Here is a 25,227-nt window from a genome sequence, read left to right as displayed (position 1 = left end):
AACAGACTCGTCGAAGGCGCTCCTCGACGGGCGGCCGCCGTTCACCGCGCGGCTTGCCTTTTCCGCCAGCCGCGGAGGTTGAGGACGAGCAGGACGGAGCCGATCGGGCAGCCCAGCAGGAGCAGCACGGCGCCGGTGAAGGGCTTGAGCCAAGGGCGGCCGCTTGTCGTGTAGACGCGATCGGTATCGGGGTCGCCGCTGGCGACGGTGCTCAGCGGGGACGGGGGGCTGTCGCCGCTGTCGGGGTCGACTCCGGAGAGCCGGACGTCCGCCAGGCGCACAGATCCGTCGTCGCTGGTGAAGTCGCCGATCCACCAGTGGGCGCCCCTGTTGCTGCTCTTCATCCGCTCCGCCGTGAAGGTGCCGGGCACCCCGTCGGAAGTGGCCCGGTAGGCGTCGGTGGCGCTGATGGCGAGGGCTGCTCCGCCCCCCACCCCGAACAGAAGGATGAAACACACGGCGCACCACACCATGAGCGTGGTCGGCCAGGTACGGGCGGGTTTCACTGTTCGTCTCCGCTCATGTCTCCGTCGGGATCGCCGAAACCCGTCTCACCTTCCCGGCCGCCTGCGGCCGAGCCACTCGTAGATCACGTCGTAGCCCGCGACGCCCGCCGCGAGGAGCGCCAGGATGCCGAGGAGGACCGCCCCGGACGTCCGGCCGGTCGCACTCGCCGCCACCGTCGCCGCCGCGGCGGCCAAGGCGATGCCGAGGGCCCACTTCCCGACGCCGCTCATTCGTGTCCCCGAGCCGCAGAACCCGCCACGGTGCACCTTTCGTCGGTGTCGCTCATGTCTCACGTCCGGGTCGAACGCGAGCATCGTCATCGGATAGACGTACCGTTACGGAAGTCGGTTTCGCTATTTTCGGGTTCGCCCGATGTCCGCGTCGCGGATCCGTGGTGAATGCCGGGCCGACGAGGTGCCGGTCCGTCAGAGCCGCGCGGCGGTGGCACACTGGGGAACGTATGTTCGGGGAATCTGGGGCCGTGGGCCGGGAGTGGCGGGCGCCGTGGCCGCTGGACCTCGGGGCCACGCTGGCGCCGCACCGGCGGGGGGCGGGCGATCCCGCGTTCCAGGTCCGGGACGGCTTCGTCTGGCGGGCCTCGTTCACACCGGACGGCCCGGGGACGCTGCGGCTGCGCGTGGTCCGCGATCCGGCCGGGGACGTCGTGGACGCGGCGGCGTGGGGGCCGGGTGCGCGGTGGCTGCTCGACGGGGTGCCCGCGCTGCTCGGGGCGGACGACTCCACCGACGGGTTCGTGCCGGTGCACGACATCGTGCGGGAGCAGGTCCGGCGGCGTCCGGGGTTCCGGGTCGGGCGGACGGGACGGGTGTTCGAGGCGCTCGTCCCGGCGGTGATGGAGCAGAAGGTGCTGGGCCAGGAAGCGTGGCGCGGCTGGCGGTACCTGCTGCGCCGGTTCGGGCGCCCGGCGCCGGGGGCGCCGTGGCTGCGGGTGCCCCCGCCGCCCGCGGTGTGGGCGCGGATCCCGTCGTGGGAGTGGCACAAGTCGGGTCTGGAGGCCGTCCGGGCCCGGACGATCATCACGGCCGCGCGGGTCGCGCAGCGGCTGGAGGACGATCCCGCGGCGGCACGGCTCACGTCCCTGCCGGGGATCGGGGTGTGGACGGCCGCGGAGGTGCGGCAGCGGGCGGTGGGCGACCCCGACGCCGTCTCGGTCGGCGACTACAACCTGCCCGGGCTCGTGGGCTGGGCGCTGGCCGGCCGGAAGGTCGACGACGCCGGGATGCTCGAGCTGCTGGAACCGTACGCGGGCCACCGGTACCGGGTCACGCGGCTGCTGGAGGGGGCCGGTGCGCGCCCGCCGCGGCGGGGCCCGCGGCTGCCGGTGCGCGACTACCGCTCGTTCTGAAGCGCGCCCACGTCACCGGGGTCGGCGGCGCTGCCCGATCGTGAAGGCGAGAGCGAGATAGGGGAACGGGTGCGGGGCACCCGGCTCCATGCGCAGCACCCATTCGGGCATGCGGAGGACGGTGCGTGCCCAGACCGTCCCACGGTCGTCCCTGATCTCGTAGGCACCCCACTTGGCCCCGGCAAAGGTGTCGATGCGCCCCAGGAAAGTCCCGTCCGCATGCAGGAGCGCGTAGTGGCTTCCCGGGCCCGTCCCGACCATGCGGATGATGTGCCTGGGCGCACCGGAGGGGTCCCGCACCACCATCTCCGTCCCGGAGCTCTTGCCGCCGCGCTGGTCGACACGGAACAGCGGCTGCCCCGCGGACCCGCGAACCTCCCAGTGGGACGTCTTCGCTCTCGCCTTACGAGGCATGGGCGGGGACGGAACGGGCGACACCGTCGCATGGCGCCGCCCGTCGGGCGTGCGCGCACCCTTGCCCGTGACGATCAGCAGGTCGCCGAGGGCCGCCGGTGCCGCGAGCAGCGGGGCCGCACGCCTGCGCGCCCGGTGCTGCGAAAGCACCAGACCGCCGAACGAGAGGGACCAGAACAGCGAGACCGTGAAGACATGCCACGAGCCCGCGAACCCGCGACCGTAGGGGCCCAGAGGGCCGACGCGGACCTCCACGGACGTGCCCGCGTCCGTGCGGCGAAGTCCGTTGAGCCCGCCGGAGCCGACGTCTCCGCCGTCGGTGCGCCATGTCCCGGTGCAGTTCAGCTGGGAGGCGCGGCCGCTGGTCGTCCGATGGCATTCGGCGACCTGCGCGGTGGCTCGCTCTCCCGCCAGAAAGGTGTAGGTCAGTACCGCCGGCCAGAAAAGCCCGCCGACCAGTGCCAGGGCCAGCGCGGCGCGCAGCAGACCAGAACGCATGGTGCGAAAACCTATACGCACGCGGATCTACCTCCACGATCGGGACGTTGGGTACGCCTCGTGGAGCCGCGCGCGGAGGCGGTCCCCGACGCGGCTCCATCCCCGGACGCGGCCGGTCAGGCGAAGCGGGAGCAGGCCAGGATCGCCTCGATCCGCTCCACCGCCGCGCGCTGGCCGGCGGGCGGGGAATCGCGGGTGGAGCGTTCCAGCGACCGGCAGGCGCGGTCGGGCCTGCCGCGGTCGAGGTGGCGCACGGCGCGGTCGAGCTGCTTCAGCATCGTCGTGCTGGAGGACGCGTGGCCGTCACGCTCGACCCGCTCGCGCAGCTCGGCGATCCGCCGGACGGACGTGGCGGCGCGCTCGTCCTCGATGTCGCCGAGCAGGCGCCCGAGTTCGGCCGGGACGTCGGACAGCAGGCCGGTCGCGCCGAGCCGCAGCAGCTCGTCCATCGGCTCGTACCCGAGGTCGTTCGTGGTCGACCAGACGGGCGTGCCCTGCGACACGACGTCCTCGACGACGCAGGAGGACGAACCGGGGGCGGGGCGCTCGCCGCGCTCGTAGGCGGCGACGCGGGCGGCGTAGTCGGTCTCGCAGGCGGCGTCGTCGCGGGAGGCGGTGATCCAGTCGGGCCAGAGCCGGATGTAGTCGACGCCGGCGGCGATGAACGCGTCGGCGTCCTGCGGCGTGGCGATGAAGCCGAGCGTGCTCAGGCCGGGGTCGAGCGCCTTGAACTCGTTGAGCGCGGCGACGGTCCGCGGGCCCACGATCACCTGGTCGGCCATGCGGTGCTCGTCGGTGATCTCGACGATGTCGGCGACGCGGTCGGACTCCTTGATGTCCAGCAGCAGCCGGACGTCGCTGCCCTTGACCGCCGCGAGCGTCTCGGCGAAGGTCGGGACCCGTTCCCCGGCGAACTCCGGCGACACGTGGCCGCCGGCGTCCAGCGCCTTGACCTGGGCGAGGGTGAGGTCGCCGATGCGGCCGGAGCCGTCGGTGGTCCGGTCGACGGTCTCGTCGTGCAGGATGACGATCTCGCCGTCCTTGGTCGCCCGCAGGTCGATCTCGATGGCGTCGACGCCCATCGAGATCGAGTTGCGGAACGCGGCGAGGGTGTTCTCGGGGTAGCCGGGGGACAGGCCGCGGTGGTTGACCAGGGTGAGGCCGGCGTCGGGGTAGGGGAAGGGTTCGGTGCCGGACGACCCCTGGGCGGGGCCGGCGTGGGCGGCGGGGGCGGGGACGGCCAGGGCGAGCGGCCCGGTGAGCACCAGGGCCGCAACGGCGCCCCGCGCCCATCGGCCCATCGTCGTGTCGCGCATGTTCTTCCTAGTCATGAGGGGGATGGCCCTCGCAACCTAGGACGCTTGAATGATCAACGACGCAACGCGGGATGAACAGCGCGGTCAGCCGGCCGCCGGGATCGTCCGGCGCGACTCCGCCTGGGCGGGCGCCGGGGACGCGGGGTCACGGCGGGGTCCGGCGCCGCGGGTTCGCGGGCGGAAGGGGCGGCGCCGCCAGAAGTGGCCGGGGGCGTGGTCGAGGCCGTCCCGGCTGTCGGCACCGAGGAGGGGGCCGAGGACGGCGAGGGCGATGATGAGGGCGAGCATGAAGAACATGGGTCGGTCCTTTTGTCGAGGTTCGGACGTTCCCGCGCGGTTGCCTCAAGTGTCGTCCCGATCATCGTTCAGGTCTAGCTAATGTTCCTGGAGTGATCGTGTTAGAAACACTTCACTGTGGGGATCCGGGAATAGAAAGCCGCTGATCAGGGCTGTGCACGATGACCTTCCCGGGCCCCCGCCGCGGCGGAGATTATGACGATTGGCATAGAGTGCCCGCATGGAGGTCACCAGCACCGCGGTGCGCCGGGCCCTGGCCCGCGCGCGTGACGGCAAGACGCTCGACCGATCCGAGGCCACGACCCTGCTGCACGCCCGCGGCGAGCAGCTCGACGACCTGCTGGCGTACGCGGCGCGGACGCGCGACGCCGGGCTCGCGGCGGCCGGCCGCCCCGGCGTCGTCACCTACAGCCGCAAGGTGTTCATCCCGCTGACCCGGCTGTGCCGCGACCGCTGCGGCTACTGCACGTTCGCGACCGTCCCGCACAAACTGGACGCGCCGTACCTGAGCCCCGACGAGGTGCTGGAGATCGCGCGGCGGGGCGCGGAGATGGGCTGCAAGGAGGCCCTGTTCACGCTCGGCGACCGTCCCGAGGACCGCTGGAAGCAGGCCCGCGAGTGGCTCGACGCCCACGGGTACGACGACACGCTGTCCTACGTGCGCGCGATGGCGATCCGGGTGCTGGAGGAGACCGGGCTGCTGCCCCACCTGAACCCGGGCGTGCTGAGCTGGCGCGACTTCCAGCGGCTCAAGCCCGTCGCGCCGTCCATGGGCATGATGCTCGAGACGACGGCGACGCGCCTGTTCAGCGAGAAGGGCGGCCCGCACTTCGGCTCGCCCGACAAGGACCCCGCGGTGCGGCTGCGCACCCTGGAGGACGCCGGACGGACGAACGTGCCGTTCACCACCGGCATCCTGATCGGCATCGGCGAGACCGTCGAGGAGCGGGCCGACGCGATCTTCGAGATCCGGAAGACGATGCGGGAGTACGGCGCGATCCAGGAAGTCATCGTGCAGAACTTCCGTGCCAAGCCCGACACCAAGATGCGCGACACCCCCGACGCCGAACTGGACGAACTGGCCGCGACGATCGCCGTGACCCGGCTCGTGCTCGGGCCGAAGGCACGCGTGCAGGCGCCCCCGAACCTCGTCGCCGACCAGTACGCGCTGATGCTGCGCGCGGGCATCGACGACTGGGGCGGCGTGTCCCCGCTGACGCCCGACCACGTGAACCCCGAGCGTCCGTGGCCGCAGATCGACGAGCTGGCCGAACGGACGGCGGCGGCCGGGTTCGAGCTGCGCGAGCGGCTCACGATCTACCCCGAGTACGTCAAGCGCGGCGAGCCGTGGCTGGACCCGCGGCTGATCGGGCACGTCGCCGCGCTCGCCGATCCGGCGACCGGGCTCGCCCGCGAGGACGCCGCCCTGGAGGGGCGCCCGTGGCAGGAGCCCGACGGCGGGTTCGAGGCGTCCGGACGCACCGACCTGCACACCGAGATCGACACCACCGGGCGGACGAGCGACCGGCGGGACGACTTCGACGAGGTGTACGGCGACTGGGACGCCCTCAAGGAACGCATGGCCGCACCCCAGCGGTTCGACGCCGACGTAAAGGACGCACTCGCGCGCGCGGAGCGGAACCCGGGCGGACTCACCGACGACGAGGCCCTCGCGCTGCTGCACGCGGACGGCCCCGAACTCGACGCGCTCGCCAAGTTGGCCGACGACCTCCGCAAGGACACGGTCGGCGACGACGTCACGTACGTGGTCACGCGCAACATCAACTTCACGAACGTCTGCTACACCGGCTGCCGGTTCTGCGCGTTCGCGCAGCGGCGGACGGACGCCGACGCCTACACGCTCTCGCTGGAGCAGGTCGGCGACCGGGTCGACGAGGCGTGGGCCGCCGGTGCCACCGAGATCTGCATGCAGGGCGGCATCCATCCCGATCTGCCCGGGACCGCCTACTTCGACCTCGCGCGCGAGGTGAAGCGCCGCGCGCCCGGCATCCACCTGCACTCCTACAGCCCGATGGAGGTCGTCAACGGCGCCAGCCGCACCGACATGTCCATCCGGGAGTGGCTGCAGGCGGCGAAGGAGGCCGGCGTCGACTCGCTGCCCGGCACCGCGGCGGAGATCCTGGACGACGACGTCCGCTGGGTGCTCACGAAGGGCAAGCTGCCCGCGGACCAGTGGGTCGAGGTCGTCACCACCGCGCACGAGATCGGTCTCCCGACGACGTCCACGATGATGTACGGGCACGTCGACACGCCCGCCCACTGGGTCGCGCACATCAAGCTGCTGCGGTCGCTCCAGGAACGGACGGGCGGGTTCAGCGAGTTCGTGCTGCTGCCGTTCGTGCACCACAACTCGCCGATCTACCTCGCGGGACTCGCCCGTCCGGGACCCACCGTCCGGGAGAACGTCGCCGTGCACGCGCTGGCCCGGATCCTGCTGCACGGCGCGATCCCCAACATCCAGACGTCCTGGGTCAAGCTCGGGGACGAACTGTGCACGCGCGTCCTGCGAGGCGGCGTGAACGACCTGGGCGGCACCCTGATGGAGGAGACCATCAGCCGCATGGCGGGCTCGGAGAACGGTTCGTTCAAGCCCATCAGCGAACTGGAGGCCATCGCCGCGCGCGCGGGCCGCCCCGCACGGCAGCGCACCACCCTCTACGGGGATGTTCCGGCGGAACGCCTCGAGGCGGCGCGCCGCACGGACGGCATCGGCGAGTTCGGCCGCAAGAGCCTGCCGCTGCAGCCCGTCACCTGACCGGTCCCGGGGCCGGACGGGCACGCCGTACGGCCCCGGGAGCACATCAGCGCACGGGTATCAGCGCACGGGTATCAGCGCACGGTGATGAACGCCTCCGCCGAGCGCGGCGGCCGGTCGCGCGGCGGCGCGGCCGGGTGCCCGACGCCCACGGCGCCCATCGGGTCCCAGTCGCCGGGCAGGTCGAGCGCCCGCCGGACGACCTCGCGGCAGAACATCGTGCTCGACACCCAGCACGAGCCGAGCCCCTCGACCGCGAGGGCGACGAGGAGGTTCTGGACGCCCGCGCCCGTCGCGACGACGAACATCTCGCGTTCGGCGCGCGCGCGCCGCTCGTCCGGGTAGTCGTGCGACCCGTCCATCACCAGGCACGGGACGACCAGGTACGGCGCTCGGCGCAGCACGTCGCCGCGCCGCAGCCGCTTGGTGATCGACTCGTCGGAGAAGGCGTCGCCGCGCAGGTCGGCCTCCCACGCGTCGCGCATCGCGTCGAGCAGGCGGGTGCGCGACTCCGCCGACTCCAGGAGCACGAACCGCCACGGCGTCGTGTGGTGCGGCGCGGGCGCGGTGATCGCGGCGTCCACCGCGCGGCGCACGGCCGTGCCGTCCACCGGCTCGTCGGTGAACTCCCGGATCGTGCGGCGCGCGCGCAGCACGTCCGAGGAGCCGTACCGGAACATGTCCTCAGCCGGAGGACGGACGAGCGCGCGCGCCCCCGGCCCGTCGTCGGGCGTCACGAGGGACCCGAGCCCCCGCACCACCGCGATCGGCACCCCCGACAGCTTCCCCTTCACCAGTTCGCCCGCCGCCGCGATCTCGTCCGCGACCGCCGTGATCGTGGCCTCGAGCCGGTTGCCGTGCGCGTCGTCGCGGCCGCGCATGTCGTCGAGGGGAGCGAGGCCCGCGACGCCGATCGCGGCGTCCGTCAGCCCGTTGCGCCACGGCCGTCCCAGCGTGTCCGACACGATGACCGCCACGTCCTTGCCCGTGTGCGCGCGCACTCCGGCCCGAAGGTTGCGTGCGGACGCGTCCGGGTCTTCGGGCAGCAGCAGCACCGTGCCGGGTGCCGTGTTCGACGCGTCCACTCCGGCGGCGGCGAGCACGAGGCCCTGCCGCGTCTCCACGATCCGCGTCTCGCCGCGCGCGTGCGCCCGCCGCGCCACGACCCGCACGGTCTCCGCGTCGATCGCCTTCTCCCGGTCGTCGGCGACCAGGACCCGGCCCTCCGCCTTGCTCACGATCTTGGAGGTGACGACGAGCACGTCGCCGTCCTCGATCGAATCGGCCGGGACGAGCGCCGCGACGTCGTCGCCCTCGGCGACCTCCGGCAGCCCCGCGATCCCGAACACCTGAAGGTTCACTGGGCTTCCTCGGCTTCCTCGTCTTCCCGCTTCAGCTCCACCGCCAGGTCCAGTGCCGCCCGCGCGAGGTCCGCCGTCGTCCCGGCGTCGCTCATCAGCAGCGGCCGGGCGCGCACCTCGACGCCCTCCACCCGGACGTCCGCGTCCGCTTCCGCGACGAGCCAGCCGTCGATCAGCCCCGGCCCGTACAGCTCCCCGACCGCCTGCGCCGTCGTCTCCACCCCGATCGCGGTCAGGCACGCGTCCGCCATGCCCCGCACCGGCGCGTCCCCGATGATGGGGGAGACGCCCACGACCGTCTTCGCCGCGACCGCGTCCCGGATGCCCGGCACCGACAGGATCGTCCCGATGCTCACCACCGGGTTCGACGGCGGGAACAGCACCACGTCGGCCGCCTCGATCGCCTTGACGACCCCAGGCGCGGGCTTGGCCTCCTCCGCCCCGACGGGCGCGATCGACAGCGCCGGCAGGGACGCGCGCAGCCGCACCCACCACTCCTGGAAGTGGATCGCGCGCCGCCCGTGCTCGGGGTCGTCGACCACCACGTGCGTCTCGACCTGGTCGTCGGTCATCGGGATCAGCCGCACGCCCGGCTTCCACCGGTCGCACAGCGCCTCGGTGACCGCCGACAGCTTGTACCCGGCCTCCAGCATCTGCGTCCGCACGATGTGGGTGGCGAAGTCGCGGTCGCCGAGCCCGAACCAGCCCGGTCCGACCCCGTAGGCGGCGAGTTCCTCCTTGACCGTGAAGGTCTCGTCGATGCGCCCCCAGCCCTGCTCCTCGTTGATCCCGCCGCCGAGCGTGTACATGACGGTGTCGAGATCCGGGCAGACCCGCAGGCCGAACAGCGAGATGTCGTCGCCGGTGTTGCCGATCACGGTGATCTCCGCGTCCGGGACCGCCGTCCGGAGCCCGCGCAGGAAGCGGGCCCCGCCGATGCCGCCCGCCAGCGCCACGATGTTCATGCCGATCAGCCTAAGGCGTTCGCCGCGCCCGCCGACGGCCCACCGGTGCGCCTCACCGGATCCGGGCGCGGACGCGGGACAATGGACGCGCGGGCGGCGTCCGGCCGCGGTGACGTTCGACACTCGCGCGCACCGGAACGCGGTTCCCGGACCGGCGTCGCGTGGGTCCGGGGCCGGTCCGGCGGAGTTCCGGCATCGCCCGGGCTCCGCCGCCGCGCCGCCGCCGCCCGATCGCCGAATGGTCGCGCTCGTCCGTCCCGTACATATTTCGCGCCGCGCAGGGGACGGAGACGTCGGCGGGCGAGATGTGCAAAGCTTTGCCGTGTCATCGCAATGCCTCGGTCTGGAGAAGTCGCAGTGAACAAGGAAGCCGTCCAGCGCCTGCGCGAACCGGCCGCCTGGGTCCTGCTCGCCGCAACGGGCGTGCACCTCCTGGCGGGCATCATCTGGTTGCTCGGCGGTACCGGGACATTCACCGGCCGTGCCTTCGGCGAGAGCGTCGGGGGCCTGTTCACCGAGGTCTACCTCGTCGCGATGGTGGTCGTCGCCGTGCTGCTGACGACCTGGGGCGAGGCCACCCGGCAGGCCCGCAACATCACGATGGGCGCGCTCGGCGTCCTCGGCGGGATGCTGCTCTTCGGCGTCATCAGCTGGCTCGGCGGGATGCTCGCCGAGGGCCCCGAATCGATCGACAAGCTGTCGACCTTCCTCGTCGGCGCCGCCAAGGTCGCGGTGATGGGCGTCGGCGTCTGGTTCGTCCTGACGGTGTTCCAGGGCATGCAGCCCGCACGTCCGAAGGCCCAGCCGCAGATGCAGCAGGGCGGCTACCCGGACTTCGGCTACCAGCAGGGCCCGCCCGGACAGCCGCAGCAGCAGTTCGGCCAGCAGGGCCAGCCGGGCCAGCAGGGCGCGTACCCGCAGCAGGGGCAGCCGCAGCAGTACCAGCAGTACGGCCAGCCGCAGGGCGGCGAGCAGCAGCCCCAGCAGCAGTACGGCCAGCCGCCCCAGCAGTACGGCCAGCCGCAGCAGTACGGCCAGCCCGGCCAGCAGCAGTACGGTCAGCCGCAGCCCGGCTACCAGCAGCAGCCGGGGCAGACGGGCCCCGGTGCGCAGAACGAGGACGAGATGGGCGAGTGGACCCGCGCCTACGGCGGCGGCTCCCAGGGCGCCCCGGAGCAGGGCCCGCAGGGCACCCAGCCCGCGCCGCCGCAGCCGGGCGAGCAGCGGCCCGAGGACGGCGGCGACTGGTACCGCGACAACCGGCCCCCGCCGCAGTGACCCGGATCAACGGCCCCGTGACACGTTCGTGATCGGTGCCGTGATCGGCGGCGTGATCGGTGCCGTGATCGGCGGAAGGCGTGCCGCGCGCGTGACGTGCGGCACGCGCTCTTCCCCCTGGTGACCGGCCGATTAACTGATCTTCAGGCAAACGTCATCCGGGGTATCCCCGCATAACCCGCTATGTCCCCCTGCGAACTCGTTCCGCTTGACGGGGCGGGCACTACACACGTGTAATTTCGTGGGTGTAGTTTCTATGCCTTCTCGGGGGAAGGAGCCTGAGGGAAGGCATTGATCCAGGGGGCTCCATGGGCAGGGAGGTGCGCTGTGAGCGAGGTGGTCATCCCGCTGGCGCACGGCACAGACGGCGAAGAGATGGGCTGGCAGGAGCGCGCACTGTGCGCGCAGACCGATCCGGAGGCGTTTTTTCCGGAGAAGGGCGGCTCCACTCGCGAGGCCAAGAAGGTGTGCCGAGCATGCGAGGTGCGTACGGAGTGCTTGGAGTACGCGCTGCAGCACGATGAACGTTTCGGTATTTGGGGCGGGCTGTCCGAGCGGGAACGCCGGAAGCTCAAGCGCCAGGCCGTCTAGGACGCGCGAGGTCCGCGAACGCGCGCTCCGCCGGGGCGTCCCGGCGGCGGCGAGCGGCGGACGGAAAGGCGGGAGGCGAGATCGAGCCGGGTCCGGCCGGTGCCGTGGGGGAGCGGCACCGGGACGGGACCGGAACGCGAGCCCACCGCCCGCCCGTCCGGCCGGGTGCCCGCCGACGGGCACTCACGGACGGACGCGCACGCGGCATCAAACGGCGGAGCCGTGCCGACCCTCGGTCGGCACGGCTCCGCCGTTTCGGCGCTCTGCTCGTTCGGCCTCGCATCGCCCGGGCCGGCCCCGGCTCAGCGGCGCCCCGGCGTCGGCCGTCGGCCGTCAGTCGTCCGGGGAGTCGTAACTCGGGTCGACCGACTCGGGAGACAGGCCCAGCAGGTCGGCGACCTCCTCCACCAGCAGGTCGCGGATCAGCCGCCCCAGCTCCTGCTCCCCGGCCGCCCGCGCCTCGAGGGGACGGCGGTACACGACGATCTGGACCGGAAGCTCGCCCTCTCCGGGGAGGGTCCGGCCGAGCGGGACCGGGCCGTCGAAGCGCGGCTCGAGGTCCGGGACCTCGGCGACCGTGAACTCCACTCGCGCCAGCTCCCGCTCCCAGCGCGAGCCGAGCCGGCGCACCTCGTCCTCGACGAGGTCGTCGAACCTTTCCGCGCGGGTCCGCGAGATCGGGGCCTGCGGGGGCGCCAGGGGGCCACGAAGGCCGCGACCGCGCCGATCGCGGCGACGTACGCCTGCCACACGGGATCGCACCCTCCAAGCTTACCCGCAGGCCCCCCGCGCAACCCCGGGGGACGCCCCGCGCCCCACCTCGCGCCGCCGTGACAAGAAACCGCACAGTACGTGGGCGTTCCCGTGCGTTATGTAGTTCTTACCCCGGAAATCGGCCGATAGCGGCGACACGTGTGCGCGGATGGTGGCGGACGCGGCGGCGGCGAGGTACGGTCGGCCATCGTGAGCCCCGTCCGCACTTGCTCCCGCACCGCCTGCAAGGCGCCAGCAGTCTTCACGCTCACGTACGTCTACCGCGACTCCACCGCGGTCCTCGGCCCGCTCGCCGCGTACGCGGAGCCGCACTGCTACGACCTGTGCGCGGAGCACTCCGAGCGGCTCACCGCACCGATGGGCTGGGAGCTGGTCCGGCTGCCCGTCGAGGAGGAGACCGAACTCGGCGAGGACGACCTGGAGGCGCTCGCCGACGCGGTCCGCGAGGCCGCCCGCCCCGCCCCCGGCTCGGGCCAGGAACCCGTCGGCCAGGGCACCGAGGTCGGCCGCCGCGGCCACCTCCGCGTCCTGCGGTCCGAGCCCGCGGGCAGTGCCGAGTAGAGAGACCCTCGGCGCCAGGCCTTAGAAGCCTTCCTTCAGCGGGCGCTTCGTGCGATCGCCGCCTCGCCGCGCGATCAAGGTCCCGCTTCGCTCGAACCCGGTTCCGCTCGCGATCGCGGTCCGGGTCCGCCGTGGTCCGGATCCGCCGCGGTCCGGGTGGCGGTGCCGTGAGTGCCCGTGGGACCTGCGGCGGGTGCGGCAACAGATAGGCTTCGGAGTCTCGCCATGTGAATCGGACGGCTCGGACAGGGAGCAGGAGTGGGCGACCTCGCCAAGATCTTCAAGGCGTACGACATCCGCGGCGTCGTGCCGGACGAGCTGGACGCCGCGACCGCCGAGGCGGCCGGTGCGGCGTTCGTCCGGGTGACCGGGGCGAGCGCGGTCGTCACCGCCCACGACATGCGGGAGTCGTCGGTCCCGCTGGCCGAGGCGTTCGCGCGCGGCGCGACCGCGCAGGGCGCGGACGTCATCGAGGCCGGGCTCGGCTCCACCGACCTGCTCTACTACGCCAGCGGCAGCCTCGACCTGCCGGGCGCGATGTTCACCGCGAGCCACAACCCGGCGAAGTACAACGGGCTGAAGCTGTGCCGGTCCGGCGCCCGCCCGGTCGGCCGCGACACCGGCCTCACCGAGATCCGCGAGCTGATCGAGCAAGGCGTCCCGGCCCATGACGGAGCGCCCGGCACCGTCACGCGGCGCGACCTGCTGAAGGGCTACGCCGACCACCTGAAGACGCTCGTCGACCTGTCCGGCATCCGACGCCTCAAGGTCGTCGTGGACGCGGGCAACGGCATGGGCGGCCACACGGTCGGGGCGGTTTTCGAGGGCCTGCCGATCGACCTCGTCCCCATGTACTTCGAGCTGGACGGCACGTTCCCCAACCACGAGGCGAACCCGATCGAGCCGGAGAACCTGCGCGACCTCCAGGCGAAGGTCCGCGAGACCGGCGCCGACATCGGCCTGGCGTTCGACGGCGACGCCGACCGCTGCTTCGTCGTGGACGAGCGCGGCGAGATCGTCTCCCCGTCCGCCGTCACCGCCCTCGTCGCGACGCGCGAGCTGGCGAAGCACCCCGGTTCGTCGATCGTGCACAACCTGATCACGTCCGCGGCGGTCCCGGAGATCATCTCCGAGCACGGCGGCACGCCCGTCCGCACGCGGGTCGGCCACTCGTTCATCAAGCAGACGATGGCGGAGACGGGCGCGGTGTTCGGCGGCGAGCACTCGGCCCACTTCTACTTCCGCGACTTCTGGTTCGCCGACTCCGGCATGCTCGCCGCCCTGCATGTCCTGGCCGCCCTCGGGCAGCAGGACGGGGTCCTGTCGGAACTGCTCGGCGAGTACACCCGGTACGTCGCGTCCGGTGAGATCAACAGCGAGGTCGGCGACCAGGCCGCCGCGGCCGAGCAGGTGCGGCACGCCTTCGCCGGGCGCCCCGGCGTGACGGTCGACGAACTCGACGGGCTCACCGTGGCGAGCGACGACGAGGGCTGGTGGTTCAACCTCCGCCCGTCCAACACCGAGCCGCTGCTGCGCCTCAACGCGGAGGCCGGCGACGAGAAGACCATGGCGGCGCTCCGCGACGAGGTCCTGGCGATCGTGAGGGAGAAGTGACGATGAAGCTCGACTCCTGGCTGCTGGAAATCCTCGCCTGCCCGAACTGCGGCGGCGACCTGCGCGCCGACGACGGCGCCGGCGAGCTGGTGTGCACCGGCTCGTGCGGCTACGCCTACCCGGTCCGCGACGACATCCCGGTGCTCCTGGTGGACGAGGCCCGGACGCCGGCTTCGTGAGCGTCGGCCTGGACCCGGGACGGCTCGAGGAGGCCGCGCGGATCGAGGCGGCCGACCCCGGCGGGATGCTCCGGCAGGTCGCCTCGTCGGCCGCGCAGATCCGCGAGGCGCAGCGCGCCGCGGCCGAGGCGGGCGTCGCCGCGCTCGCCGAGGACGGACGTCCCCGCGCGATCGTCGTGACCGGCATGGGCGGCTCCGGCATCTCCGGGGACGTCCTCGCCGCGATCTGCGGCGTCGGCTGTCCGGTTCCGGTCACGACCGTCCGCGGCTACCGGCTGCCCGGCTGGGTCGGCGCCGCCGACCTGGTCATCGCGGTGTCCTGCTCCGGCGGGACGGAGGAGACCCTCGCCGTCGCGGCGGACGCGGCACGGCGCGGCTGCCGGCTCCTGTTCGTCGGCGGCGCCGGGTCGCCGCTGGCCGAACTCGCCGAGCGGACGCGCGCGCCGTTCGTCCCGGTCCGGTCCGTGGGGCAGCCGCGGTCGACGCTGTGGGGGCTGAGCGTCCCGCTGATCCTCGCCGCCCGCACCCTCGGCCTCGCGGACGCGCCGGACGCCGTCCTGGAGTCGACCGCGGCCCGGCTGGAGGACCTCGCGCACCGCTGCCGCCCGTCCAGCGAGCCGTTCATCAACCCCGCCAAGCGGGTCGCGCTGGAGCTCGCGGGCGACGTGCCGCTGGTGTGGGGCACGTCCACGCTGGCGGGCACCGCCGCGTACCGGCTCTGCTGCCAGCTCAACGAGAACGCCAAGTACCCGGCGGTGCCCGGCGAGCTGCCGGAGGCCAACCACAACCAGGTGATGGCGTTCGACGGGGTCTTCGCGCGCGGCGCCGCCTCCGCCGACCCCGACGACTTCTTCCGCGACCGGGCCGACGAGTCCGAACACGGGCTTCACCTGGTCGTCCTCCGCGACACCGAAGAGCACCCGCAGGCGCGCAAGCGCGCCGACGCGTCCATCGACATGGCGCGCGACCGCGGCGTCGCGGTCACCGAGCTCACGGCCGAAGGCGAACATCCGCTGGAAAGAATCGCGACCCTCATCGCGCTCGCGGACTACGTCACGGTTTACTTGGCTGTCGCACTGGGCGTGGACCCGACGCCCGTGCCTGCCATTCAAGAGCTCAAGGCGAGGATTGCTACATGAGTGCTGACGGTGGAACAAAGGCCATCCTGGCCGCTTTAGCGGCCAATGCCGGGATCGCGGTGTCGAAGTTCGTGGCGTTCGTGTTCACGGGCTCGTCGTCGATGCTGGCCGAGTCGATCCACTCGGTCGCCGACGCCGGGAACCAGGGACTGCTGCTCGTCGGCCAGAAGCGTTCCGCGCGCCGCCGCACTCCCAAGCACCCGTTCGGCTACGGGCGTGAGCGGTACTTCTACGCGTTCGTCGTCGCCGTCGTGCTGTTCACCGTCGGTGCGGCGTTCTCCCTGTACGAGGGCTACCACAAGATCTCCCACCCGGAGGAGATCAAGTCCGCGGGCTGGGCGTTCGGCGTGCTCACCGCCGCCATCATCATGGAGATCTTCTCGTTCCGGACCGCGATCGTGGAGTCGAACCGGATCAGGGGCGAGAAGTCCTGGTGGGAGTTCATCCGCCGGGCGAAGGCTCCCGAGCTCCCGGTCGTCCTCCTGGAGGACCTCGCCGCCCTGGTCGGCCTCTTCCTCGCGCTGTTCGGCGTCACGATGGCGGTCGTCACCGGCGACGGCGTCTGGGACGGCGTCGGCACCGTCGCGATCGGCGTCCTGCTCGCCGTGGTCGCCACCATCCTCGCGATCGAGACCAAGAGCCTGCTGATCGGCGAGGGCGCCGACCCCGAGCAGGAGGAGCGGATCGTCGCCGCGCTGGAGTCGGTCGAGGAGGTCGAGCGCGTCATCCACATCCGCACCCAGTACGTGGGCCCCGAGGAGATGCTGATCGCCGCCAAGATCGCGGTGGACCACGACGACACCGCCGCCGAGGTCGCGCGCGGTATCGACGCCGCCGAGGCGAAGATCCGCGGCGAGTTCCCCGAGGCGCGGCTGATCTACCTGGAGCCCGCACTCGACGAGGCCCGGCGCCCCGAACCCGCGGAGGCCGAAGCCCCGAACCCGTCCTGAGGCCCCTCTCCCCAGCCAGAGCGGAGGAGGACCACTGCGATCGCGAGCGAAGCCGGATTCGAGCGCAGCGAGAATCCGATCGCGCAGCGAGCCCCAAGGGCGAGTCGGAGCGATGCAGCGATCGCACGCAACGCCCGTTGAAGGAAGGCCCCCAGGGCCTGACGCCGAGGGCGATGCAGGAGACACGCGTCCCTCGCCGGGCGGCGGCATGCGCCGGTCGACCCCAGCCCAGGCAAGACCGGCGAGCGCCTCCGAGGAGGGTGCCGCCGTCCGGCGAGGTGCTTCCCTTGCGTCCGCCCGGACCCCTGAACCCCGGACGGGTCTGGTGTGACCGCGGCGACCGGCGCCGAACCCCCTACGTCGGCTCCGGTCGCCGTCGCGGTCACGATTACACGGTACGTTCGCGCAGGTCGCCGATGCGTCCACCGCAAGGAGGGATCCGGGGTCGTCCTCCAGGGGGACGCCCGCCGTGCGCATACCTCCCGGCGGTGAGGCCATCTGGTCCCTCCAGCGGTCACTATTGAGGCGTGACATCCGACGACGACACCCGGACCGGGCCCGATCCCGCGCGGTTCGGCCCCGCGCTCGCGCACCACGCGTGGCGGCTGTCCGGCCGGATCGTGGCGGGCGTGGGCCAGCTCCTGCTGTGGATCCTGACCGGCCTCGGACGGCTGCTGCGCCCGCTCGCGGTCCGCGTCGCCGCCAGGCTGACCGGCGCCGGACGCGAGCAGCCGCCCGGCCCGTACGGCCCGTACGGCCCGTACGGCCCGCACGGGGCGCATCCCGCCGCGGGACGGACGGCGCCGCTGCCGCGGTGGGCGAACGCGTGGGGCGAGGCCGTCCGGTCGTGGTACTTCGCGCCGCTGACCGGCCTCGCTCTCACCGCGGCCGCGCTCGCCGAGCTGGCGCCGCGCGCGGAGACGCCGCTCAGCCTGGCGGGCGGCTTCGCGGTCGCCTCGACGCTCCCGCTGGTGTGGCGCGGCGAGTACCTGCGGCCCGTCGCGGCCGTCGTGCTCGGCGCGTTCGCCGCGAGCCTGCTCACCGGGCAGACCGTCCTGTTCACGACCGGCTTCGCGGCCCTCTACACGCTGTACGCGCTGGGCCGGCGGCTGCCGAGGCAGTCCACCGGCGTGCTGGCCGTGGGGAGCGTCGTGACGGTCGCGGTCGTGTACCTGACGACGTTCACCCTCGACGACGTCCCGTGGCCCGCGGCGGTCATCGCCGTCCTCGCCGCGATCGGCCTCGGGGACGCCCGCAGCGTCGTCGAGACCGCCGGACGCACCGAGTCCGCGGCGGCCGAGCGCGCCAACGAGACCCTCACCCGGCTCACCGCCGTCCAGCGCGAGCAGGCGGTGATGCGCGAGCGCGCCCGCATCGCCCGCGAGCTGCACGACGTCGTCGCGCACTCCGTGTCCATGATCGCGGTGCAGGCGGAAACGGCCCCGTACACCATGCAGAACCTCTCCCCGGAGGCCCGCGAGGGCTACACCGAGATCGCCAGGACGGCCCGGGAGGCGCTGGTGGAGATGCGGCGGCTGCTCAGCGTGCTGCGCGCCGACGCCAAACCCGAGCCGGACGCCGCGAACTCGCCGCAGCCGCGCCTCGACCGGCTCCCCGACCTGATCGAGCAGCACCGCGGCGCCGGCGGCCGCGTCGACCTCGCCGTGCACGGCGACCCCCGCGACATGTCCGCGACCGTCGAGCTGTCGGCGTACCGGATCGTCCAGGAGGCCCTCACGAACGCGCGGCGGCACGCCCCCGGCGCCGAGGTCCGCGTCGACCTGATGTTCCTCCCGGACCGCGTCGCCGTCCGCGTCCGCGACGACGGCCGGTCCGCTCCCGCGGCGCCCGAGCACGGGTCGTCCGACCCGACCATGGTGCTGAACCGCGAGGACATCGCCTCCCGCACGTCCGTCCTCAACCCCGGCGAAGCGGACCGGACACGGCTGGAGGAAACCCCATCGGCCGGACACGGTCTCGTCGGGATGCGGGAACGTGCGACGATGCTGGGCGGGCGGTTCTCCGCCGGTCCCGCCACCGAGGGCGGGTTCCTGGTGGAGGCCGAGCTGCCGCTGCACAGGGAGGAGCCGGGTGATGGGGGCGGACGACCGCGGTAGGGCCGGACGGCAACGGTGATCAAGGTACTGATCGTCGACGACCAGACGATCGTGCGGGCCGGGTTCGCCGCGCTCCTCGCGGCGCAGGAGGACATCACCGTCACCGGCGAGGCGGGCGACGGGCGCGAGGCGGTGCGGCTCGCCGAGCAGAACCGGCCGGACGTCGTCGTCATGGACATCCGGATGCCCGGCATGGACGGCATCGAGGCCACCCGGCGCATCCTCGCGCTGCCCGGCGCGGAGAACGTCCGGGTCCTGGTCCTGACGACGTTCGACGTGGACGAGTACGTCTACGACGCCCTCGCCGTCGGGGCGAGCGGCTTCCTGCTGAAGGACGCGACGGCCGACGAGCTCGTCTCGGCCGTCCGCGTCGTCGCGCGGGGGGACTCGCTGCTCGCGCCGCAGGTCACCGGCCGGCTGATCCGGGAGTTCACCAAGCAGCGCCGCAACCGTCCGCAGGCCCCCGCGGAGCTGTCCACCCTCACCGCGCGGGAGAGCGAGGTCCTGGTGCTGATCGCCGGCGGCCTGTCGAACTCCGAGATCGCGCAGCGTCTCGTCGTCAGCGAGCACACCGTGAAGACGCACGTCGCGCGCGTCTTCACCAAGCTCGGCCTGCGCGACCGCGCGCAGGCCGTGATGCTCGCGTACGAGTCCGGCGTCGTCGTCCCCGGCGAGAGCACCGCCGGATAGGTCACCTGCGGCGCAGCAGGCGCATCGCCTTCTCCTTCTCGAAGTCGAGGGCGCGCGTGGGCGGCGCCGACAGGCGTCCGATGCGCTCGCCGAGCTCGCGGACCCTCGCCTGCACCTCGGGCTCGGCCAGCACCCGCAGCCCGAACGCCAGCTCGGCGGGGCCCACGTCGTAGCGCTTCTCGAGCGCCAGCGCGAGCGCGACGGCCCGCAGTTCGGCGTCCCCGAACCGGCGGTGCCCGCCCCGCGCGGGCTCGCGGGTCGCGGGGAGCAGCCCGAGCGTCTCCCGGTAGCGGAGCATGCGGGGCGACGTACCGAGCCGGCGGGCGGCCTCCGTGATGCGCATGGCGTCGATTCTGACAAATCTGTGTCAGAAAGTCGCCCCGGAGCGTGCCTCCGCCGCACGCACGCGCTTAGACTCGCGGGCGTCGACCCTCGCGGACGCACCACCAAGGAGCTACGAAAGCATGGACTACAAGGTCGCGGACCTGTCACTGGCGGACTTCGGGCGCCGGGAGATCCGGCTCGCCGAGCACGAGATGCCCGGCCTGATGGCCACGCGCAAGGAGTACGCCGACACCAAGCCCCTGCGCGGCGCGAAGATCATGGGCTCGCTCCACATGACCATCCAGACGGCCGTGCTCATCGAGACGCTGGTGGAGCTCGGCGCCGACGTCCGCTGGGTCTCCTGCAACATCTTCTCCACCCAGGACCACGCCGCCGCCGCGGTCGTCGTCGGCAAGGACGGCACGAAGGACGACCCCAAGGGCGTCCCGGTGTTCGCCTGGAAGGGCGAGACCCTCGAAGAGTACTGGTGGTGCACCGACCAGGCCCTGCAGTGGCCCGACGGCACCGGCCCCAACATGATCCTCGACGACGGCGGCGACGCGACCCTGCTCGTCCACAAGGGCGCCGAGTACGAGAAGGCGGGCGCCGTCCCGACCGCCACCGAGGACGACCCCGAGGAGTGGGGCGTCATCCTCGAGACCCTCCGCCGCACCATCGCCGCCACGCCGAACCGCTGGACCGAGACGGCCGCCGCGATCAAGGGCGTCACCGAGGAGACCACCACGGGCGTCCACCGCCTCTACGAGATGGCCAAGGCCGGCACCCTCGCCTTCCCGGCCATCAACGTCAACGACTCGGTCACCAAGTCGAAGTTCGACAACAAGTACGGCTGCCGGCACAGCGTCCTCGACGGCCTGAACCGGGCCACGGACGTCCTCATCGGCGGCAAGGTCGCGGTCGTGTGCGGCTACGGCGACGTCGGCAAGGGCTGCGCCGACGCCCTCAAGGGCCAGGGCGCCCGCGTGATCGTCACCGAGATCGACCCGATCTGCGCCCTGCAGGCCGCCATGGACGGCTACCAGGTCACCACCCTCGAGGACGTCGTCGAGACCGCCGACATCTTCGTGACGACCACCGGCAACTTCAACATCATCACGGCCGACCACATGAGCCGGATGAAGCACCAGGCCATCGTGTCCAACATCGGGCACTTCGACAACGAGATCGACATGGCCGGCCTCGCCCGGATCGACGGCATCGAGCGGATCGAGATCAAGCCGCAGGTCCACGAGTGGCGCTTCGCCGACGGCCACTCCATCCTCGTCCTCGCCGAGGGCCGGCTGATGAACCTGGGCTGCGCCACCGGCCACCCCTCGTTCGTCATGTCGAACTCCTTCACCAACCAGGTCATCGCGCAGATCGAGCTGTTCGCCAAGACCGACGAGTACCCGGTCGGCGTGTACGTCCTGCCGAAGCACCTCGACGAGAAGGTCGCCCGCCTCCACCTCGACGCCCTCGGCGTCAAGCTCACCGAGCTGACCAAGGAGCAGGCCGCCTACATCGGCGTCCACGTCGAAGGCCCCTACAAGCCGGACCACTACCGGTACTAATTGCAAGGCCCTCGGCGTCAGGCCGCGGGGCGGCCTTCCTTCAACGGGCCTTGCGTGCGATTGCTGCATCGCGTGTTCCTTGCAAGATCCTCGGCGTCAGGCCCTGGAGGGCCTTCCTTCAACGGATCTCGCGTGCGATTGCTGCATCGCTCCGACTCGCCCAGGGGCTCGCTGCGCGATCGGATTCTCGCTTCGCTCGAATCCGGCTTCGCTCGCAATCGCAGTGGTTCCGGTCCGCTGTGGCTGGGGCTTGGTTGTGGTGGGTGATCGTGTGCGGGACGTCGGCTGGGTGATCGGTCAATAGGGTGATGCCGGACGGGTGTAGGTTGCTCGTCCGGCATCGGCCTTTGGTGGGTGCCGTCCTATCGGGGACGTTCGTCGGATTCGACATCCGGCGTCCGGGATCGGGCTTGTTGGGGGAGTGGATGAGCGATATCGCGGACGGGTCGCTCGCGTACGAGGGCGTCAAGCGGATCGAGTGGGCGGACCGCGGCATGCCCGTGCTGCGGCAGATCCGGGAGCGGTTCGCGGCCGAGCGGCCGCTGGACGGCGTGCGCGTCGCGGCGTGCATGCACGTGACGACGGAGACGGCCGGGCTCATCCGCACCCTGCAGGCGGGCGGTGCGAACGTCGCGCTGGCGTCGTCCAATCCGCTGTCCACGCGGGACGACGTCGCGGCGGCGCTCGCCGAGGAGTTCGGCGCCCAGGTGTACGCGCGGGCGGGGATCGACCGCGAGGGGTACTACGGGCACATCCACCAGGCGCTGGAGACGGGGCCCGATCTGGTGCTGGACGACGGGTGCGACCTCGTCAACACCCTCCACACGGACCGGCAGGACCTGCTCGGCACCGTGAAGGCGGGGTGCGAGCAGACGACCACGGGCGTGATCCGGCTGCACCAGATGGTGCAGGAGGGCGTGCTGCGGTTCCCGGTGGTGGCCGTGAACGACACCGCGACCAAGCACATGTTCGACAACCGGTACGGGACCGGGCAGTCGACGCTCGACGGGATCGTCCGGGCGACGAACACGCTGCTCGCGGGGAAGACGATCGTCATCGCGGGGTTCGGGTACTGCGGGCGGGGGCTCGCCGAACGGGCCCGGGGGCTCGGGGCGCGCGTCGTCATCACCGAGATCGACCCGGTGAAGGCCCTGGACGCGGCCCTGCAGGGGTTCACCGTCCAGCCGATGGCGGAGGCGGCGCCGCACGGGGACGTGTTCATCACCGTGACCGGCAACCGCGACGTGGTGAACGCCGACCATCTCGCGGTGATGAAGGACGGGGCGATCCTCGCCAACTCGGGCCATTTCGACGTGGAGATCGACGTGCGGGCGCTCGACGCGATGGCCGTGGCGGTGCACCGCGGCGTCCGTCCGCAGGCCGACGAGTTCGTGCTCGCCGACGGGCGCCGGCTCGTCCTGCTGGCCGAGGGGCGGCTGGTCAACCTCGCCGCCGCCGAGGGGCATCCGGCCGCCGTGATGGACATGTCGTTCGCCGACCAGGCCCTCACCTGCGCGTGGCTCGCCACCGCGCACGAGAGCCTCGCGCCGGCCGTCCACGACGTGCCCGCCGAGATCGACGGGCAGGTCGCGCGGCTCAAGCTGGCCTCGATGTCGGTGGTCATCGACGCCCTGACCCCCGACCAGGAGGACTACCTGCACTCCTGGCGGATCGGGTCCTGATGCCGGCGGGCGTCTACCTGCACCTGGAAGAGGAACTCGAGGAGCGGTTCCACTGCGCGCCCGGCCCCGGCGGGTGGCGCTACACCTCGACCCGTCCGGGACTGCGCACCGACATCGTCGTCGACTCCCGCTGGCGGCAGATCCGCGTCGAGCTCGTCACGCCCGGCTGGTGGGTGCGCGGCGGCGTCACCGGACCGGACGTCGCGTGGGTGCGCGCATCGGGCGACACCGGGACGGAGCACACCGAGCACGCCCTCGGCTTCATGTCCGGCTCGCCCGGATTCCTGGTGGCCGTCGCCCGCGCCCTGGACCTCGCCGACGGCGCGGAGACCGACGTCCGGCTGGTCACGTTCACCGGACCGTCCCTGGCCCCGCTCACCGCACCGTGGCGGTGGCGCCGCGCGGGCACGTCCGTCCACGACACCGACACCGAGCCGCTGCCCGTCACCGGGTACGAGGTGACGGACCTGTCCACGGGCGAGATCATCCAGGTGCACCTCGCGGGCGACGTCGTCCTGGACGCGCCCGGCATCGAACTCACCGGCCTGGAGTCGCCGCCGAACCTCTCGGAATGATCTACCAACCGTTTAACACTCTCCGCATTCAATGACTGACTCTCGGTGAGCACAATGGACTCTCAGTAACCGGATCGCTTCACCGGGAGACCGCCATGAGTCACCCTCCAGTGCCGCCCGCCATCACCGTCAACCCGCCCGACGTCCGCTACCCGGCCCTCAGCCGGGGGTTCAACCAGCGGTGGATCGCCCAACCCGAGTACGTCCGGATGGTGACCTCGGCGCAAGGTGCGGTCACCGCGCTGTCGGAGGCGATCAACCAGGTACCCGAGGACGACGCGCGGACCCGCGTGACCGTCAGATCCGGCGGCCACTGCTACGAGGACTTCGTCTGCGGCGACGACGTCCGGGTGATCCTGGACGTCAGCCCGATGTGCGACATGTACTACGACCCCGCCCTCGAGGCCTGGTGCGTGGAGGCGGGGGCGACCAACTGGCACGCATACAGCCACCTGTACCCCCTGTCGGGACGGGCGCTGCCCGGCGGCTCGTGCTACTCGGTGGGGCTCGGCGGGCACATCACCGGCGGCGGGTACGGCCTGCTCTCCAGACAGGCCGGCCTGACGGTCGACTACCTGTACGCGGTCGAGGTCGCCGTGGTCACCGAGGCCCGCACCGTCGAACTCGTGACGGCCACCCGCGACGACCCCGACCCCGACCGCCGCGACCTGTGGTGGGCTCACACCGGCGGGGGCGGCGGCAACTTCGGCGTCGTCACCCGGTTCTGGTTCCGCGACCCGCCCGTCCCGCCCCGCAAAGTGCTGCTCACCGCCCGCTCCTGGAAATGGGACGACTTCGACCGGGACTCCTTCACCCGCCTGCTGGACGCCTACGGCGCCTGGTTCGCCGACCACCAGAACCCCGCGACCGCCACCGGAAGGCTCTTCGCGCTACTGGCCCTCAACCACCGTGCCGCGGGCACGATCAACCTCACCGTGCAGGTCGACGCCGAGAGCGACGACGATGACGACGAGGGCACCGCCGCCATGCTCGACTTCCTGCAGGCCGTCGACTCCGACTCCGTTCCCGACTCGGGCCCGATGCTGTACTCGGCGGCCGAGCACGCGGCCGTCCCGGACGCCTGGTCACCGCGGCTGATGCCCTGGCTGACCGCCACCCAGGCGCTCAACGGCTCCGGCCAGAACCGCTGCGGCAAGTACAAGTCGGCCTACGTCCGCCGCCCCTTCACGGGTGCACAGATCGACGCGATGTGGGCCTACCTCGGCAACGAGCACTACAAGCACTACAAGAACAAGGAGGCGCTCATCCAGATCGACTCCTACGGCTCGGCGATCAACGCCACGCCCCGCGACACCGCCGCCCCGCAGCGCGACTCGATCATGAAGATGCAGTACCAGGTCTACTGGAACCGTCCCACCGACGAGGATCCGGGCGACGAGGCCGAGAACCTCGCGTGGATCCGCGACACCTACCAGGCCACGTTCGCCGACACCGGCGGCGTCCCCATCATCGGAGGCAACACCGACGGCTGCTATATCAACTACCCCGATGTCGACCTGAGCGACCCCGACTGGAACACCTCCGACCAGCCCTGGTCCAAGCTCTACTACAAGAACGCCTACCCGAGACTTCAGCGGGTCAAGGCCCGCTGGGACCCGCTGAACGTCTTCCGCAACGCCCAATCCATCGAATCCGACGTCCCGGATTGACCTCACGAGCCG

The 25,227-nt window shown here is 72.1% G+C and carries 24 protein-coding genes; 15 read left to right on the top strand and 9 right to left on the bottom strand.

All coding sequences use genetic code 11. From position 1 onward, the window contains the following. Positions 1-41: 41 nt before the first annotated feature. Together F7P10_RS11835 and F7P10_RS11830 are read right to left on the bottom strand one after the other, a co-directional pair. Complete coding sequence (locus F7P10_RS11835; RefSeq protein ID WP_151009395.1) at positions 42-458, bottom strand: hypothetical protein; 417 nt, start codon at positions 456-458, stop codon at positions 42-44. A gap of 93 nt (positions 459-551) precedes the next feature. Beyond that, entirely contained in the window at positions 552-737 is a 186-nt protein-coding gene (locus F7P10_RS11830; RefSeq protein ID WP_151009394.1) for a hypothetical protein, read from the bottom strand. 251 nt (positions 738-988) lie between these two features. On the opposite strand from F7P10_RS11830, the gene F7P10_RS11825 reads away from it, so the two are divergent. Further along, entirely contained in the window at positions 989-1,873 is an 885-nt protein-coding gene (locus tag F7P10_RS11825) for a DNA-3-methyladenine glycosylase (protein WP_254716551.1), read from the top strand. Between the two features lie 12 nt (positions 1,874-1,885). Here the strand turns inward: F7P10_RS11825 and F7P10_RS11820 are convergent, their stop codons facing one another. From F7P10_RS11820 to F7P10_RS42270, 3 genes are all read right to left on the bottom strand, one after another. Beyond that, complete coding sequence (locus F7P10_RS11820; RefSeq protein WP_151009392.1) at positions 1,886-2,785, bottom strand: hypothetical protein; 900 nt, start codon at positions 2,783-2,785, stop codon at positions 1,886-1,888. Between the two features lie 116 nt (positions 2,786-2,901). Continuing rightward, on the bottom strand, positions 2,902-4,101 hold the full coding sequence (locus F7P10_RS11815) for a glycerophosphodiester phosphodiesterase family protein (RefSeq protein ID WP_176611432.1): 1,200 nt from the start codon (positions 4,099-4,101) through the stop codon (positions 2,902-2,904). An 84-nt stretch (positions 4,102-4,185) separates the two neighbouring features. Beyond that, positions 4,186-4,398 (bottom strand): hypothetical protein, encoded by a 213-nt coding sequence (locus F7P10_RS42270; RefSeq protein ID WP_176611431.1) that lies wholly within the window; start codon positions 4,396-4,398, stop codon positions 4,186-4,188. 220 nt (positions 4,399-4,618) lie between these two features. Between F7P10_RS42270 and F7P10_RS11805 the strand changes: the two genes are divergently transcribed. Beyond that, entirely contained in the window at positions 4,619-7,174 is a 2,556-nt protein-coding gene (locus F7P10_RS11805) for a bifunctional FO biosynthesis protein CofGH (protein WP_151009389.1), read from the top strand. 74 nt (positions 7,175-7,248) lie between these two features. Here the strand turns inward: F7P10_RS11805 and F7P10_RS11800 are convergent, their stop codons facing one another. Together F7P10_RS11800 and cofD are read right to left on the bottom strand one after the other, a co-directional pair. After that, positions 7,249-8,535: a coenzyme F420-0:L-glutamate ligase gene (locus F7P10_RS11800; RefSeq protein WP_151009388.1), complete on the bottom strand. Its 1,287-nt coding sequence runs from the start codon at positions 8,533-8,535 to the stop codon at positions 7,249-7,251. Continuing rightward, positions 8,532-9,500: a 2-phospho-L-lactate transferase gene (cofD, locus tag F7P10_RS11795; RefSeq protein WP_151009387.1), complete on the bottom strand. Its 969-nt coding sequence runs from the start codon at positions 9,498-9,500 to the stop codon at positions 8,532-8,534. Before cofD ends, F7P10_RS11800 begins: the two co-directional genes overlap by 4 nt. Before the next feature lie 357 nt (positions 9,501-9,857). Here cofD and F7P10_RS42265 point away from each other — a divergent pair, with 357 nt between their 5' ends. Further along, positions 9,858-10,778 (top strand): hypothetical protein, encoded by a 921-nt coding sequence (locus F7P10_RS42265; protein ID WP_176611430.1) that lies wholly within the window; start codon positions 9,858-9,860, stop codon positions 10,776-10,778. Positions 10,779-11,153: 375 nt separating this feature from the next. Next, a complete protein-coding gene (locus tag F7P10_RS11785) occupies positions 11,154-11,369 on the top strand; it encodes a WhiB family transcriptional regulator (RefSeq protein WP_171064042.1) in 216 nt (71 codons plus the stop codon). Between the two features lie 333 nt (positions 11,370-11,702). On the opposite strand, the gene F7P10_RS11780 is transcribed toward F7P10_RS11785, so the two are convergent. After that, positions 11,703-12,119, bottom strand: a complete 417-nt coding sequence (locus F7P10_RS11780) for a metallopeptidase family protein (RefSeq protein WP_151009386.1) — start codon at positions 12,117-12,119, stop codon at positions 11,703-11,705. Between the two features lie 213 nt (positions 12,120-12,332). Between F7P10_RS11780 and F7P10_RS11775 the strand changes: the two genes are divergently transcribed. From F7P10_RS11775 to F7P10_RS11745, 7 genes are all read left to right on the top strand, one after another. After that, complete coding sequence (locus F7P10_RS11775; RefSeq protein WP_151009385.1) at positions 12,333-12,704, top strand: DUF3499 domain-containing protein; 372 nt, start codon at positions 12,333-12,335, stop codon at positions 12,702-12,704. A 258-nt stretch (positions 12,705-12,962) separates the two neighbouring features. Further along, on the top strand, positions 12,963-14,318 hold the full coding sequence (locus F7P10_RS11770) for a phosphomannomutase/phosphoglucomutase (protein WP_151009384.1): 1,356 nt from the start codon (positions 12,963-12,965) through the stop codon (positions 14,316-14,318). Further along, the gene (locus tag F7P10_RS11765) at positions 14,315-14,497 is read left to right on the top strand and encodes a Trm112 family protein (RefSeq protein WP_034519120.1); all 183 of its coding nucleotides are present in this window, start codon (positions 14,315-14,317) and stop codon (positions 14,495-14,497) included. Before F7P10_RS11770 ends, F7P10_RS11765 begins: the two co-directional genes overlap by 4 nt. Beyond that, positions 14,494-15,636, top strand: a complete 1,143-nt coding sequence (locus F7P10_RS11760) for a bifunctional phosphoglucose/phosphomannose isomerase (protein ID WP_176611428.1) — start codon at positions 14,494-14,496, stop codon at positions 15,634-15,636. The genes F7P10_RS11765 and F7P10_RS11760 overlap by 4 nt, the downstream gene beginning before the upstream one ends. After that, complete coding sequence (locus tag F7P10_RS11755) at positions 15,633-16,586, top strand: cation diffusion facilitator family transporter (protein ID WP_151009383.1); 954 nt, start codon at positions 15,633-15,635, stop codon at positions 16,584-16,586. Before F7P10_RS11760 ends, F7P10_RS11755 begins: the two co-directional genes overlap by 4 nt. 527 nt (positions 16,587-17,113) lie before the next feature. Continuing rightward, positions 17,114-18,703, top strand: coding sequence for a sensor histidine kinase (locus F7P10_RS11750; protein WP_151009382.1), 1,590 nt, complete (start codon positions 17,114-17,116; stop codon positions 18,701-18,703). A 15-nt stretch (positions 18,704-18,718) separates the two neighbouring features. Then, entirely contained in the window at positions 18,719-19,393 is a 675-nt protein-coding gene (locus tag F7P10_RS11745; RefSeq protein ID WP_151009381.1) for a response regulator transcription factor, read from the top strand. A 1-nt stretch (position 19,394) separates the two neighbouring features. Here the strand turns inward: F7P10_RS11745 and F7P10_RS11740 are convergent, their stop codons facing one another. Then, complete coding sequence (locus F7P10_RS11740; RefSeq protein ID WP_151009380.1) at positions 19,395-19,736, bottom strand: MerR family transcriptional regulator; 342 nt, start codon at positions 19,734-19,736, stop codon at positions 19,395-19,397. Between the two features lie 121 nt (positions 19,737-19,857). On the opposite strand from F7P10_RS11740, the gene ahcY (F7P10_RS11735) reads away from it, so the two are divergent. The 4 genes from ahcY (F7P10_RS11735) (at position 19,858) to F7P10_RS11720 (ending at position 25,215) form a co-directional block, all read left to right on the top strand. Beyond that, on the top strand, positions 19,858-21,288 hold the full coding sequence (ahcY, locus tag F7P10_RS11735; protein WP_151009379.1) for an adenosylhomocysteinase: 1,431 nt from the start codon (positions 19,858-19,860) through the stop codon (positions 21,286-21,288). 425 nt (positions 21,289-21,713) lie between these two features. After that, positions 21,714-22,970, top strand: coding sequence for an adenosylhomocysteinase (ahcY, locus tag F7P10_RS11730; protein WP_151009378.1), 1,257 nt, complete (start codon positions 21,714-21,716; stop codon positions 22,968-22,970). Next, entirely contained in the window at positions 22,970-23,545 is a 576-nt protein-coding gene (locus tag F7P10_RS11725; RefSeq protein WP_151009377.1) for a hypothetical protein, read from the top strand. The genes ahcY (F7P10_RS11730) and F7P10_RS11725 overlap by 1 nt, the downstream gene beginning before the upstream one ends. 95 nt (positions 23,546-23,640) lie before the next feature. Beyond that, positions 23,641-25,215 carry an FAD-dependent oxidoreductase gene (locus tag F7P10_RS11720; RefSeq protein WP_151009376.1) on the top strand — a complete coding sequence of 525 codons (1,575 nt, stop codon included), beginning with the start codon at positions 23,641-23,643 and terminating at the stop codon, positions 25,213-25,215. Positions 25,216-25,227 lie beyond the last annotated feature (12 nt).

This window comes from Actinomadura sp. WMMB 499, from assembly GCF_008824145.1.
Lineage (GTDB): Bacteria > Actinomycetota > Actinomycetes > Streptosporangiales > Streptosporangiaceae > Spirillospora.
Note: the sequence above shows the minus strand (reverse complement) of the source record. Positions and strands in the feature narration are given on the sequence as shown.